This is a genomic window from Metallibacterium scheffleri, from assembly GCF_002077135.1.
Taxonomy (GTDB): domain Bacteria; phylum Pseudomonadota; class Gammaproteobacteria; order Xanthomonadales; family Rhodanobacteraceae; genus Metallibacterium; species Metallibacterium scheffleri.
On the sequence record NZ_LDOS01000001.1, the window covers coordinates 790,001 to 802,499 of the forward strand.

Here is a 12,499-nt window from a genome sequence, read left to right on the forward strand (position 1 = left end):
GGAAGGCAAAAACAGCCAGGAGGTTGGCTTAGAAGCAGCCACCCTTTAAAGAAAGCGTAATAGCTCACTGGTCGAGTCGGCCTGCGCGGAAGATTTAACGGGGCTAAGCGATGTACCGAAGCTCGGGGTGCACACATCGTGTGCGCGGTAGAGGAGCGTTCCGTACGCCTGCGAAGGTGTGTCGTAAGGCATGCTGGAGGTATCGGAAGTGCGAATGCTGACATGAGTAACGATCATGCGGGTGAAAAGCCCGCACGCCGAAAGCCCAAGGTTTCCTTGCGCAACGTTCATCGGCGCAGGGTGAGTCGGCCCCTAAGGCGAGGCAGAAATGCGTAGTCGATGGGAAGCGGGTTAATATTCCCGCACCGCTCGTCATTGCGATGGGGTCACGGAGAAGGCTAGGTGTACCGGGCGTTGGTTGTCCCGGGGAAAGGCGGTAGGTGGAACCCTTAGGCAAATCCGGGGGTTCATACACCGAGCACCGAGACGAGTCCCGCATGGGACGAAGTCACTGATGCCACGCTTCCAGGAAAAACCTCTAAGCTTCAGATGACGACGACCGTACCGCAAACCGACACAGGTAGGCAGGGTGAGAATCCCAAGGCGCTTGAGAGAACTCGGGTGAAGGAACTAGGCAAAATGGTACCGTAACTTCGGGAGAAGGTACGCCCGTGGCTGTGGTGACGTGCGTCACTGAGCAGCTGCGGGTCGCAGTGAACTGGCCGTTGCGACTGTTTATCAAAAACACAGCACTCTGCAAACACGAAAGTGGACGTATAGGGTGTGACGCCTGCCCGGTGCCGGAAGGTTAATTGATGGGGTCAGCGCAAGCGAAGCTCTTGATCGAAGCCCCGGTAAACGGCGGCCGTAACTATAACGGTCCTAAGGTAGCGAAATTCCTTGTCGGGTAAGTTCCGACCTGCACGAATGGCGTAACGACAACGGCGCTGTCTCCACCCGAGACTCAGTGAAATTGAAATCGCTGTGAAGATGCAGCGTTCCCGCGGCAAGACGGAAAGACCCCGTGAACCTTTACTATAGCTTCACGCTGAACGTTGAGTTCGTCTGTGTAGGATAGGTGGGAGGCTTTGAAGTGTGGTCGCCAGATCGCATGGAGCCAACGTTGAAATACCACCCTGATGTGCTTGACGTTCTAACCTCGACCCGTGATCCGGGTCAGGGACCGCGTGTGGTGGGTAGTTTGACTGGGGCGGTCTCCTCCCAAAGAGTAACGGAGGAGCACGAAGGTGCGCTCAGCACGGTCGGACATCGTGCACTGTGTGCAAGGGCATAAGCGCGCTTGACTGCGAGATCGACGGATCAAGCAGGTACGAAAGTAGGTCCTAGTGATCCGGTGGTTCTGTATGGAAGGGCCATCGCTCAACGGATAAAAGGTACTCCGGGGATAACAGGCTGATACCGCCCAAGAGTTCATATCGACGGCGGTGTTTGGCACCTCGATGTCGGCTCATCACATCCTGGGGCTGTAGTCGGTCCCAAGGGTATGGCTGTTCGCCATTTAAAGTGGTACGCGAGCTGGGTTCAGAACGTCGTGAGACAGTTCGGTCCCTATCTGTCGTGGGCGTTGGAGATTTGAGGGGGGCTGCTCCTAGTACGAGAGGACCGGAGTGGACGTTCCGCTGGTGTTCGGGTTGTCTCGCCAGAGGCATTGCCCGGTAGCTATGAACGGAAGTGATAACCGCTGAAAGCATCTAAGCGGGAAGCACGCCCCAAGATGAGATCTCCCGAGCCTCAAGGCTCCTGAAGGACCCAGGTAGACGACCTGGTTGATAGGCGCGATGTGTAAGCGCAGCAATGCGTTCAGCTTACGCGTACTAATGATCCGCGCGGCTTGATCATATAACCCCAAAGTGCTTCGCCTCGGCGTCACGCCGACCCAGAGTCACACTTGTCACTTCCCACCCCCTGCCGGGCCGGCGCTCTGAGCGCCGCCCGCTCCCCCTCCTTGGCGGCTACAGCGGTGTGGTCCCACCCGATCCCATCCCGAACTCGGAAGTGAAACGCACCTGCGCCGATGGTAGTGTGGCTCTAGCCATGCAAGAGTAGGTCACCGCCAAGGTCTTCATACCCCCAACGGGCCGATCAGTCGATCGGCCCGTCGGCTTTGGGGAAGATCACTTGGCCTGTGTCACCTTGTCAGGCTTTCCTTTCGAATAATGCAAAATGCAGGTTCACGCAAAGCCCCGGGGTATTATCGGTGAGCGTGAGTTCGGCATCGTGGAGCTCAGCCACGGCACGCACAAGCGCCAGACCTAGGCCATTGCCCGGTGTATGCCGGCTGCGGTCCAGGCGCCGAAACGGCTGCAATACATCGTCGCGATCTGCAATCGGGATGCCTGGACCGTTATCAGCAACACTGGCGATGACGCTTTGCGCCACGCGATGAATTTTCAGTTGAATGCGTGCCCCCTCGGACGTATGCCGGATCGCGTTCTCGATCAAATTGACAAAAGCTTGCACCAGCAGTTCGCGATCACCCAGCACCACGATGTTGGGCTGCAGGCTGAGATCGAGATGGCGGCCCTCGGCTTCGGCCACCGGTGAATAAGCGTCGGCCAATTCGGTGAGCAAGGCGCCGAGATCAATAGCGACAAAATCTGCACGGGCTTCGCCTGATTCCACACGTGCGATGCGCAGCAAGGCCTGAAAGATCAGCAGCAGCTCATCGATTTCCTGCAGGGCATCCTCGAGCAGAGTGTCAAGTTCGATACCCGTTGCGGGTGGGTGCGCGCGCGCTGATTCCAATCTGCGGCGCAGATGCGTCAGTGGCGTGCGCAAATCATGCGCGATATCTGCGCCGATACGCCGCATTTCACCCAGCAGCGTCTCGATGCGCTTCAGCATCTCGTTGACGGTTTGCGCGATACGGTCGAATTCGTCGCCGTTGCCGCGTACCGGCATGCGCCTGGACAATTGTCCGGCGCTGATGGCCGCAGCGGTGTCACTCATGGCCGAGACACGACGCAGCATGCGCCGGCCGATCAGCGCACCCAGCGCCAGTGCAATACCGACGGTCAGCAGCAGGACGCCGGCGAAGGCGCGCCCGTAGCTCGCTTCAAGCTCGTCGATGTAGGTGCGATCGCGGCCGACCACGAGCAAATCGCCCTGCGCAGTGCCAAGGGCAAGCAGCGTCAACGTATGCACGGGGGCAAGATGCCCCGTCGGTGATGGGCGCGCGCGAAATGGGCGATGCCACCAGCCCGGACCCGGCGGCCGCCAGGCGAGATTGCCCGCCAGACGCTGGCCATTGGGCGCGAACAAGGCGTACCAGCGCGGTAGCGGAGTATGCAGGTCCACGCGTTGCTCGATTTCGCTGCGCAGCGCAGATGCACCGAAATGCGAGGCCAGCGAGGCCAGATCCAGTGCATCCGTGCGAATATCCTCATGCAGGCGCTCGCGCACGTTGCGGGTCACACTCACGTACAGCGCACCCGCCATCAGCAGCGAGGCCAGCGCAAACAGACCCGCCAGCAGCAGGCTGAGGCGAAAGAAACTGCTGGATTTATTCGCTGACGCCGTCGACACGCACGCGATATCCGTAGCCGCGGACGGTTTCGATCAGCTCACTACCATTCCAGCCACGATCGATCTTGGCGCGCAGTCGCGACATATGGGTTTCGACGACGCTGGTGCGCGGATCGAAATGGAAATGCCAGACCTGCTCCAGCAGCATGGTGCGTGTCACCACTTTGCCGGCATGGCGCATGAGACTTTCCAGCAGGCGGAACTCGGTCGGGGTGAGATCCATTGTCTCGCCGTTGCGAGTGACGGTGCGGCTGGCCACATCCAGCCGCAATGGGCCGGCCTCGAACGTGGTTTGTACTGCGGCCAGTGGCGGGCGACGACCCAATGCCTGCAGGCGCGCGACCAGTTCGGTGAACGCGAACGGTTTGCCGAGGTAGTCATCGGCACCGGCGTTGAGTCCCTCGACACGTTGCGGAGTCTCGATCAGCGCCGTGAGCATGATGATTGGCGAACGCAGGTCGGCCGCGCGCAGTGCCTTGACCAGGCCAAGACCATCCAGTTTGGGCAACATGCGATCCACCACCAGCGCATCAAACGCACCTTGGGTCGCCATGAACAAACCTTCGTGGCCATCGTCGGCAGTTTCGACGTGATAGCCCTCTTCTTCGAGCCCGCGCGCGATCCAGTCGCGGGTCTCGCCATCGTCCTCAACCACCAGAATACGCATGGAACACCTCGAAATGCCGGAACGTTGCGCCGACTGGCGCTGGGCGTGTCAATTGTTGCTGGCGATCAACACGCGGCCTTTCACGGACTCGACCTTCCAGATCTGGTTGCTGCCCGCATTATCGACCGTGAAGGACCAGAGTGGCCGGGAACCCTCGTACCGTAGGCGGGCAGTCGTGACCATGCCGTAGGGCGAGACGCGACGCAATGCTTGGACAAGATCGAGCGACGGGCGTTCCCCGCGCACCGCCTGCATCTCATCGTCGTGCAGCCAGCGCTGCCAGTGACTTTGCCAACGCAGGTCAAGCAGGGTGCCATCCTTGCGCGCCATGAGCACCACAGCCAGACGCCGGGGTGCGACCGTGGTCACGCTGAGCACGCGGGCGCCGTGGCGGCAAGCGCTGTTCAGCGCCACCGCATAACCGCCGCTGGTCATTTCGGCGCGCTGCACGATGAACGCGATCGAGGGCGCATCGGCAGCTTTTGGCGCGCAGCCGGCGGTCGCGGCGGCGTGAGCATGGAGCAGCATGCCAAGCCAGTGCAGCCAACTGACCAGAATATGAACCATGAAAACCCCGCGCAGACTGCGACCACGATGCCGTAGGACTGCCTACGCTGACGCGTCGTACGCATTACTTTTTCGACATCCTGCGGCGGCTTGTCGCGCGCACAGGGCAGTTGATCCGGGTCAAGTCACCGGAGGCGTGCGCAGCCGAGACTGGCTGCAGCGGGTGCAATCGCGCCCGCGACCTCGATACCAAGCCACAACTATCCAGGAGACCGCATGAAAAAGACCCTGATTACCACCGTCCTGCTGGCCGGCTTGAGCCTGTCGGGTGCGGGCTTCGCACAAGTTGCCACTCCGTGGGTCGTGCGCTTTGGCGCCCACACGGTGGACCCGAAATCCAACAATGGCAGTCTGGTCGGTGGCACCTTGGCGGCCCGCGTCAGCAGCGATACCAAACCAACCTTCAGCGTTGAATACATGTTCAACAAGAACCTGGGCTTGTGGGTGCAGGCGGCATGGCCGTTCGAACACGAAATCAAGCTCAACGGCGTCAAGGCCGGCACCACCAAGCAATTGCCACCGACGATCACATTGAACTGGCACTTCATGCCCGACAGTGCGATCTCGCCGTTTCTGGGCGCTGGTCTGAACATGACTCATTTCTTCAGCACGCGTACTTACGGCCCATTGGCCGGTGCCAGCCTGAAGGTCGACAACAGCTACGGATTGGCTGCGCATGCCGGTGTGGATTTCCGACTCGGCGAACGCTGGCTGGCCACGGCTGACCTGTACTGGATCGACATCCAGCCAGACGTCAAGGTCAATGGTGCCAAGGTCGGCACGGTGAAGATCGATCCGCTGGTTTACGGGATGAGCCTCGGCTACCGCTTCTGAACCATGCGCGGCGCGATGAGCAGGCGGCCGTTGCCAGGCCCCCGGTCGTTTGTTGTCGCGCCGCGACGTGCGCTTCAGCGCTGGCAGTGCGGGCAATAGAAACTGCTGCGCTGGCCCAAGGTGATCATGTTGACCGTGTGGCCACAGCGCTTGCACGGCAGACCGGCGCGGCCGTACACCGTGAGTTCCTGCTCGAAGTAGCCGGGCAATCCGTCGGGCGAGATGAAATCGCGCAGCGTGGTGCCGCCGCGGGCAATCGCATGCTCGAGGATGCGCTTGACCGCATCCGCCAGTGCCGCACATCGTGCCCGGCTCACGCGCCCGGCAGCACGCAGCGGATGGATGCCGGCCGTGAACAGGGCCTCGGCCGCGTAGATGTTGCCCACACCCACCACGATGCGTTGATCCATCAAAAATGTTTTGATCGGTGCGCTGCGGTCATGCGCGCGGCGCCACAAATAGTCGCCATCGAAATCCGCCGCAAGTGGCTCCGGGCCGAGTTCTGCCAGCAGCGGATGCAGCGTGCCAGGCGCTTGCCACAGCAGACAGCCGAAGCGGCGCGGATCGGTGTAGCGCAGCACGCGCCCGGTATCCAGGAGCAGGTCGTAGTGATCGTGTGAACCGACGGGCACGCCCGGCGCCAGGACGCGCAGCGCGCCTGACATGCCCAGATGAATCAGCGCGCTGCCTGCCTGCGTGTGCAGCAGCAGATATTTGGCACGGCGCTCGATGGCGCCGATCCGCTGTCCCGGCAGGACACGCTCGATGGCTGCCGGGATCGGCCAGCGCAAATCCGCGCGGCGCAGGACCACGTTCAGCACGCGCCTGCCCTCGACGTGGGGCTGCAGGCCGCGGCGTGTGGTTTCGACTTCAGGGAGTTCCGGCATGCGCGGGTGATTGCGTGTTGTCAGCACCGAGGTAGGGACTGTAGCGTGCCGAGATCAATGCCACGCGGCCATCGGGTATCTGCACATAGCGCAGCGGCGCCAGTGGCGTCAGGCCGCCGAAGGCCAGGCGCGTGTCGTCCAGCCACAGTACCGCCAACGGCGGGGCCAGCCCGAGGCGATGCGCATGCACGACCTGCGCCGGCAGCCAGCGCGACACCGGTGCGGCGGCGATTTGCGTCAGCGCAGCGAGTGGTGCGGAAGCCGCACGCCGTGGTGGTGTGCCTTGCAGCCACCAGGTGCCGTCGAGCTTGACGAAGCGCTGCATGGCCATGCCGGGCAATTGCAGCGCGATGCGCTTGATCGCTCGCGGTGCCAGCGCCAGGAGACGTTGCGCATCGTGCTGTGCCTGTTGCTGACGCCACGACCAGCCAGCCGCGGCCAACAGTGCCGCAACGACAACCAACAGCAGGACGCGCGCGCGCAGGCGTCGTTGCATCAACGGCGCCGCCTGCGCAGCCACAGCGCACTGGCCAGCGCCAGCAGCAACAGCGGCAGCGCGATCAGCGTCAGGGTCAGTGCGTTCAGGCCGCGCTGGCCGATGTTCAGGTGACGGTCGGGAGCGGTGCGCGGTGGCAAGTGCACCAGCGTATCGTCGCCCAGCAGCCAGTCGAAAATGCGCGCGCCCAGCGCCGCATTGCCGCCATTGCCGAGAAAGGTATTGGAGAGGAAATCGCCGTCGCCGATCACCACCACGCGCTGCTCCGTGTGCAGCGGATTGGCCGACAGCCGCGTCAGCGTGAAACCGAAATCCAGCGGACCGCGCAGGTCGCCGGCGCTGGCCGCATAAGCCGGCGCTGCGCCAACGCCAGCCGCGGCGGTGTAGCTCTGTGGCGAGGACACCAGCAGTGGCGTGTACTTCCAGTTGCCTTGCGTGCGAGCCAATGCGACGACGCCGGGGAAAGCGGTGTCCAACGCGAAGTCGCGCGTGATCGGATCGGGCGGATAGTGACTGACCACGAGCACGCGCGGATCGCGCACGCCGGCTGCAGCGCCGCTGGGGTCGATGATCTCGCCAGGCAGCGCGCGGATGCCGAGCTCTTTCGCCAGTGGTGCCAGGCCGAGATGTTCGCTGCCCGGATCCGTCAGCCACAACAGATTGCCGCCGTCATGCAACCAATGCACCAGCGCCTGTGTCGCGCCCGGCGCCAGTTGCGCCAGTGGACTGGCCAGCACCACCAGATTGGCGTTCTGCGGCACGCTGGCCACCTGCGCGAAATTCAGCGGCAGCGCACGCACGCCTTGCGCCGCCATCTGCGCCATGAAACTGCCGAGGTCCGCGTTGGCGCGGCCATCGGCGCTGCGCTCGCCGTCACCGGTGACGAACGCGACCAGGCGCGTGCCGCCACGCGCCAGATCCGCCAGCGCGTCAGTAAAGCTCTGATCGGACAATTGCGTCAGGTGCAGGCTGCGATCGCCATAGCGCAACACCAGTTCGCCATCGACGCTGATGCCGGCGGCGCGAATCGCGGCGGGATCAGTGGCCGGATCGATGAAGCGCAACGTCAGATCCGGCTTGTAGCGCTGGTAACGCGCGATGAAGCCGCTGATGGTCGCGCGCAAAGCGCTGCCCGGGTCGACATAGCTGGTGACCTGCAGCGGCTGTTTGAGTTCGTGCAGCACTGCGATGCTCTGCGGCGCGATGCTGGCACGCGCAGCGTATGTCCAGTCCCAGCTCGTGGCGTAGCACGTGCTCAGATAGCCCAGTGCCGCCGCCGCGAGCAGCAGCAGTGTGTAGAACAGCAGGCCGTCGAGACGTGCGCGCATCAGCCGAGCTCCCGTTCGCGGCCGAGGCGGTGCGTGGCGATGCTCAGCGCCAGCGCAATCAGAATGCCGAAATACGCGAGGTCGTCGGTGCTGACCCAGCCGCGCAGCAGCGGCTGCAAATGCGTGGGCAGGCTGATCCAGCCCAGCACAGGTCCGGCCAGTTGCGGCGCGCGTCCTTGCGCCACGCCGGCCCACAGCGCCAGCGTCAGTGCCAGTGCCAGCGCCGCCGCCAGTGGCGGTTGCCGTGTGTAGCTGGAGCAGGCCACGCCCACCGCGAGCAGCCCGGCCAGCAGCAGTGCGATGCCCAGCGTGGCTGCGGCCAGCTTGCCCCAATCCAGATGCGTCGCCGGCGCCAGCAGCAAGGGCAGCAGCACGACCAGCGCCAGCAGCGCCCACAGCCACAATAGCTGCGCCAGATACTTGCCCAGCACGATGCTGCGCGCCGGCAGGCCTTGCGCCAGCAGCAGCGCCAGCGTGCCGGCGCGGCGTTCGCCCGCCAGGGCCTGCATGCTCAGCAGCGGCACCAGCAGCAACGCGATCTCGGCGAATTGCGCCAGCAGCGGCACCGCGACGATATCGGTGATGCCGGGCGCGGCCGGCAATAGCGCGAGGCGGTCCTGCGCATCCAGGATTGCGCCCACGGCGAGCAGTTCGTTCCAGCCCAGCCAGGCCAGAACCGCCGCGGCCAGCAGCCATGGCCACGGACGCAGCAGCAGGCGGCGCAGTTCCAGGCGCAGTACCGCCAGCAGGCTCATGCAGCGTGCTCGCTGCCGCTGGCGGCGATATCCATGAACACACGCGCCAGCGGCGGCGTGGCCGGCTCCAGCCCGAGCAGGGCCAGATTGGCGCCGACCAGGGTGCGCACCAGCAGCGCGGCATCCGCGTCACGATGCAACTGCACACGCACGTGCTGCGTGTCCTCGATCTCGATTGCTGCGGCCAGTGCGTTCAGCGCGGCGCGTGCCGGCTCGGCCTGATTCACGCCGAGCGTCACGCGCCAGGCCGCTGCGCCGGTATGCAGCGGCGCGTCGTGGCGCAGTTCGCCTTGATGCAGGATCGCCACGCGCGTGCACAGCGCGGTGACCTCGGCCAGCAGATGCGTGGACAACACGATCGCGGCGCCCGCGGCGGCGCGTTCGCGCAGCAGCACGCGCAGATTTTCGGTTTGCACCGGATCCAGGCCGGTGCCGGGCTCGTCGAGGATCAGGACATCAGGCTGATGCAACAACGCGCAGGCCAGGCCGACGCGCTGGCGCTGGCCCAGCGACAACTGCGCGCACAGGCGCTTGGCCAGCGGCGCCAGATCCAGGCGCAGCAGCAGGGTGTCGCGCGGCGCGCTCAGCGCCGCGCCGCGCAGGCCGCGCAGTGCGCCGTGCGCATCCAGTTGCTCGCGCACCGTGAGCTCCGGCCAGAGCGGCGCATGCTCGGGCAGATAGCCGATGTGGCGGCGCGCGCATTGCGGAACTTCACCCAGATCGGCGCCATTCAGTTCCACGCGTCCGTTACTCGGCGCGAGGATGCCGGCCATCAGCATCAGCGTGGTGGTTTTGCCGGCGCCATTGACCCCGAGCAGGCCCAGTACCTCGCCCGCGGCCAGATGCAGCGTGGTGGGCTTGAGCACCATGCGGCCGGCGCGGCGGCGGCTGACCGCATGCAGGGCGAGCCTGGGTGGGAGCGACGACATGGGACGGATTGTCACGGGCAGACGCCGCGCACTGCAACCGTGCTGGCAGGTAAGGCGCGCGGGGTCTAGACTTTGCACTCTTTGCGATTGCGTGATTTTTCCATGTTCGACAGCTTGCTCAACTTTTTCGCGCACGGCCTTGTCAATGCCGGTCTCGGCAGTATGGCGATCTACCTGTTGGTGGTGACACAACTGACCATTCTCTCGGTCACGCTGTACTTGCATCGCAGCCAGGCGCACCGCGGCGTGGATTTCCACCCGCTCATCGCGCACTTCTTCCGTTTCTGGGCCTGGTTGACCACGGCCATGGTCACCAAGCAATGGGTGGCGGTACACCGCAAGCACCACGCCCGCGTCGAGACCGCGGATGATCCGCACAGCCCGATGGTGTTCGGCATCAAACGCGTGTTCTGGCAGGGCGTGGAGCTGTATCGCGTTGCTGCCAATGACAAGGCGATCGAGGAAAAGTACGGACGCGGCACGCCGGACGACTGGATCGAACGCCATCTGTATGCGCGCTTCCCGGATGCCGGCCCGACCTTGCTGGCGCTGCTCAGCGTCGCGCTGTTCGGTTTCTGGGGGTTGGCCATCTGGGCCATCCAGATGCTGTGGATTCCATTCTGGGCGGCCGGTTTCGTCAATGGACTCGGTCATTACTGGGGCTACCGCAACTTCGAGTCGGCGGATACCTCGACCAATCTTTCGCCGTGGGGTCTGTGGATCGGCGGCGAAGAGCTGCACAACAACCACCATGCGTTTCCAAGCTCGGCCAAGTTCGCGCTGCGCAAGTTCGAGGTCGACATCGGCTGGGTGGTGATTCGCTGCCTGCAGGCGCTGCGCCTGGCCAAGGTGTTGCGTGTCGCGCCTTCGCTCGATGTGCGCCCCAACGTGCATCTGCCTGATTCCGAAACACTCAGGGCCGTGCTCACGCATCGCTTCCATGCGCTCACCGATTACTACCGGCAGGTGATCATGCCGACGCTCAGGGACGAAGCAGCGCAGGCCAGCGAGTGTGTGCGCGGCGTGCCGGCCAAGCTGCGCCGCGCGCTGGCCGACGGCGGACGCTGGCTGGATGGTGAAGGCCGCGCGCGCATGCAAACGCTGATCGAGCGTCGCCCGACTTTGCGCACCGTCGTTGAATTTCGTGCGCGGTTGTTGGCAGCCCTTGATCAGCGTGTGCCCGAGCAGGCGCTGAAGAATCTGCAGCAGTGGGTGCGCGAGGCCGAAGCCAGCGGCATCTCGGTGTTGCAGCAGTATGCCGCGCGCCTGAAGGCCTACGCGCTGCCGGCCTGACCAGGCGCGCGCACCAGCGCCGCGCAGATCGTTGCTGTTAGCATGCGCCGCGATTGAACGGGTGCATCGGTATGCGGCAACTGATCCAGCGATTGCGTGGCACGCGCGAACACGCCAAGACCACCGTCGACGCATCCACACACGGCGCGGTACTACTCGCATCGGGCATTTCCCTGCGTGGCGGCTTGCAGACCGATGCCCTGGCCGCGCAGCAAGGTGAACCGCTGCTGCGCGAGATCGCGCGCCGCGCCCTGGCCACCCAGCCGGCCGCGCTAATCGTCAGCGTGCCCGCCGATGACCACACGGCGCTGGAAGTCGTCTTGCACGGCCTGCCGCTGCGCTGTCTGCCGGTGCGCCGCGGCATGGCGCAGGGCGCGGCTTTGCGCGCAGCGCTGGCGGTCTTGCCGCATGCCTGCGCAAGCGTGCTGCTCGTGCCGTGCGATCGCGCCGCCACCGATCCGGGCACCCTGGATCGCATGCTCGCAGCCTGGCGCGAACAACCCGCGCGCGCCGTGGCGTTGCGCAACGCTGACCGGATGCCCGGCTTGCCGGCGCTGTTGCCGCGTGCCTGGTGGCACGGTCTGGATGCGGCCAATGGCCTGGCGCTGCGCAACCTGTTACAGGCGCGCACGACGGAAGTCGAATGGCTGGATGCCAGCATGGCAGCCGCCTGCGACACGGAGCCCGTGCGTGACGGTCAGGGCGTGAACGGCAGCAACGGCTGCGTGAGCACGTAAATCAGGCCGTTGTCGGCTGGAACGGCCGCGCCGCGCACCGGCGCGTCGCCAGCCAGCAATGGTCCGCCGATCGCCTGCAACTGCACGCTGTTGCCGGCCAGCGCGCGCGGCGCCTGCCCGATCCGCGCCGTGCCGGGGGCCACGTGCCCCGGCACCAGATGGTGCGCCAGCCAGTCGCGCAGCGCCGGCAGCTGTGCTGCGCGAAACGGTGGCAGCGGCAATGCGACGGTGGCATCGTCGGGCGCGAACAGCGTCCAATGGCCTTGCCGCAGACGTGCATCCAGCCCACTTGCCTTGAGTGCGGCAGCGAAGCGCGACAGCTCCGGCCGTGCAGCCAAAGTGGCCGCGACATCGGCTGCCGGCGCGGAAAAACTCAGCAACAAGCCCAGCAGCAGGGCACTGGCGACAGGGATACGACGCATGGCGCATGCCTCACGAAATGATTACGGCACCCAGCCTA

12 protein-coding genes and 2 rRNA genes (1 of these 14 only partly in view) are annotated in these 12,499 nt (G+C 64.7%); 5 read left to right on the top strand and 9 right to left on the bottom strand.

Annotated elements, in window-relative coordinates:
* Positions 1–1,860, top strand: a 23S ribosomal RNA gene (locus Mschef_RS03450); it begins 1,015 nt to the left of the window's first position.
* 105 nt (positions 1,861–1,965) lie between these two features.
* A 5S ribosomal RNA gene (rrf, locus tag Mschef_RS03455) occupies positions 1,966–2,080 on the top strand.
* A gap of 77 nt (positions 2,081–2,157) precedes the next feature.
* Here the strand turns inward: rrf and Mschef_RS03460 are convergent.
* Genes Mschef_RS03460 through Mschef_RS03470 form a run of 3 tightly spaced genes read right to left on the bottom strand, consistent with a single transcriptional unit; the run spans position 2,158 to position 4,663 of the window.
* Positions 2,158–3,546: a HAMP domain-containing sensor histidine kinase gene (locus Mschef_RS03460; protein ID WP_081126408.1), complete on the bottom strand. Its 1,389-nt coding sequence runs from the start codon at positions 3,544–3,546 to the stop codon at positions 2,158–2,160.
* Complete coding sequence (locus Mschef_RS03465) at positions 3,524–4,213, bottom strand: response regulator transcription factor (RefSeq protein WP_081126409.1); 690 nt, start codon at positions 4,211–4,213, stop codon at positions 3,524–3,526. Before Mschef_RS03465 ends, Mschef_RS03460 begins: the two co-directional genes overlap by 23 nt.
* 48 nt (positions 4,214–4,261) lie before the next feature.
* On the bottom strand, positions 4,262–4,663 hold the full coding sequence (locus tag Mschef_RS03470; RefSeq protein WP_136256260.1) for a hypothetical protein: 402 nt from the start codon (positions 4,661–4,663) through the stop codon (positions 4,262–4,264).
* Positions 4,664–4,996: 333 nt separating this feature from the next.
* Between Mschef_RS03470 and Mschef_RS03475 the strand changes: the two genes are divergently transcribed.
* Positions 4,997–5,614: an OmpW/AlkL family protein gene (locus tag Mschef_RS03475; RefSeq protein ID WP_081126411.1), complete on the top strand. Its 618-nt coding sequence runs from the start codon at positions 4,997–4,999 to the stop codon at positions 5,612–5,614.
* 74 nt (positions 5,615–5,688) lie between these two features.
* Here the strand turns inward: Mschef_RS03475 and mutM are convergent, their stop codons facing one another.
* The 5 genes from mutM to Mschef_RS03500 are packed head-to-tail and all read right to left on the bottom strand — an operon-like array spanning position 5,689 to position 10,009.
* Positions 5,689–6,501: a bifunctional DNA-formamidopyrimidine glycosylase/DNA-(apurinic or apyrimidinic site) lyase gene (mutM, locus tag Mschef_RS03480; protein ID WP_081126412.1), complete on the bottom strand. Its 813-nt coding sequence runs from the start codon at positions 6,499–6,501 to the stop codon at positions 5,689–5,691.
* The gene (locus tag Mschef_RS03485) at positions 6,485–6,997 is read right to left on the bottom strand and encodes a hypothetical protein (protein ID WP_136256261.1); all 513 of its coding nucleotides are present in this window, start codon (positions 6,995–6,997) and stop codon (positions 6,485–6,487) included. Before Mschef_RS03485 ends, mutM begins: the two co-directional genes overlap by 17 nt.
* Positions 6,997–8,325: a GldG family protein gene (locus Mschef_RS03490; RefSeq protein ID WP_081126414.1), complete on the bottom strand. Its 1,329-nt coding sequence runs from the start codon at positions 8,323–8,325 to the stop codon at positions 6,997–6,999. The genes Mschef_RS03485 and Mschef_RS03490 overlap by 1 nt, the downstream gene beginning before the upstream one ends.
* The gene (locus tag Mschef_RS03495) at positions 8,325–9,080 is read right to left on the bottom strand and encodes an ABC transporter permease subunit (protein WP_081126415.1); all 756 of its coding nucleotides are present in this window, start codon (positions 9,078–9,080) and stop codon (positions 8,325–8,327) included. The genes Mschef_RS03490 and Mschef_RS03495 overlap by 1 nt, the downstream gene beginning before the upstream one ends.
* On the bottom strand, positions 9,077–10,009 hold the full coding sequence (locus Mschef_RS03500; protein ID WP_136256262.1) for an ABC transporter ATP-binding protein: 933 nt from the start codon (positions 10,007–10,009) through the stop codon (positions 9,077–9,079). The genes Mschef_RS03495 and Mschef_RS03500 overlap by 4 nt, the downstream gene beginning before the upstream one ends.
* A gap of 102 nt (positions 10,010–10,111) precedes the next feature.
* Here Mschef_RS03500 and Mschef_RS03505 point away from each other — a divergent pair, with 102 nt between their 5' ends.
* Positions 10,112–11,302, top strand: a complete 1,191-nt coding sequence (locus Mschef_RS03505; RefSeq protein ID WP_081126416.1) for a DesA family fatty acid desaturase — start codon at positions 10,112–10,114, stop codon at positions 11,300–11,302.
* Between the two features lie 71 nt (positions 11,303–11,373).
* On the top strand, positions 11,374–12,039 hold the full coding sequence (locus tag Mschef_RS03510) for an NTP transferase domain-containing protein (protein WP_081126417.1): 666 nt from the start codon (positions 11,374–11,376) through the stop codon (positions 12,037–12,039).
* On the opposite strand, the gene Mschef_RS03515 is transcribed toward Mschef_RS03510, so the two are convergent.
* Complete coding sequence (locus tag Mschef_RS03515; protein WP_081126418.1) at positions 12,000–12,461, bottom strand: fasciclin domain-containing protein; 462 nt, start codon at positions 12,459–12,461, stop codon at positions 12,000–12,002. The two genes, Mschef_RS03510 and Mschef_RS03515, sit on opposite strands and share 40 nt — an antisense overlap.
* Between the last annotated feature and the right edge of the window lie 38 nt (positions 12,462–12,499).

Excerpts from the sequence above, each read along its gene's own strand:
- Mschef_RS03515 (WP_081126418.1), bottom strand. The coding sequence starts at position 12,461 with ATGCGTCGTATCCCTGTCGCCAGTGCCCTGCTGCTGGGCTTGTTGCTG.
- Mschef_RS03505 (WP_081126416.1), top strand. The coding sequence starts at position 10,112 with ATGTTCGACAGCTTGCTCAACTTTTTCGCGCACGGCCTTGTCAATGCC.
- Mschef_RS03475 (WP_081126411.1), top strand. The coding sequence starts at position 4,997 with ATGAAAAAGACCCTGATTACCACCGTCCTGCTGGCCGGCTTGAGCCTG.
- Mschef_RS03500 (WP_136256262.1), bottom strand. The coding sequence starts at position 10,009 with ATGTCGTCGCTCCCACCCAGGCTCGCCCTGCATGCGGTCAGCCGCCGC.
- Mschef_RS03495 (WP_081126415.1), bottom strand. The coding sequence starts at position 9,080 with ATGAGCCTGCTGGCGGTACTGCGCCTGGAACTGCGCCGCCTGCTGCTG.
- mutM (WP_081126412.1), bottom strand. The coding sequence starts at position 6,501 with ATGCCGGAACTCCCTGAAGTCGAAACCACACGCCGCGGCCTGCAGCCC.
- Mschef_RS03490 (WP_081126414.1), bottom strand. The coding sequence starts at position 8,325 with ATGCGCGCACGTCTCGACGGCCTGCTGTTCTACACACTGCTGCTGCTC.
- Mschef_RS03485 (WP_136256261.1), bottom strand. The coding sequence starts at position 6,997 with ATGCAACGACGCCTGCGCGCGCGCGTCCTGCTGTTGGTTGTCGTTGCG.
- Mschef_RS03510 (WP_081126417.1), top strand. The coding sequence starts at position 11,374 with ATGCGGCAACTGATCCAGCGATTGCGTGGCACGCGCGAACACGCCAAG.
- Mschef_RS03465 (WP_081126409.1), bottom strand. The coding sequence starts at position 4,213 with ATGCGTATTCTGGTGGTTGAGGACGATGGCGAGACCCGCGACTGGATC.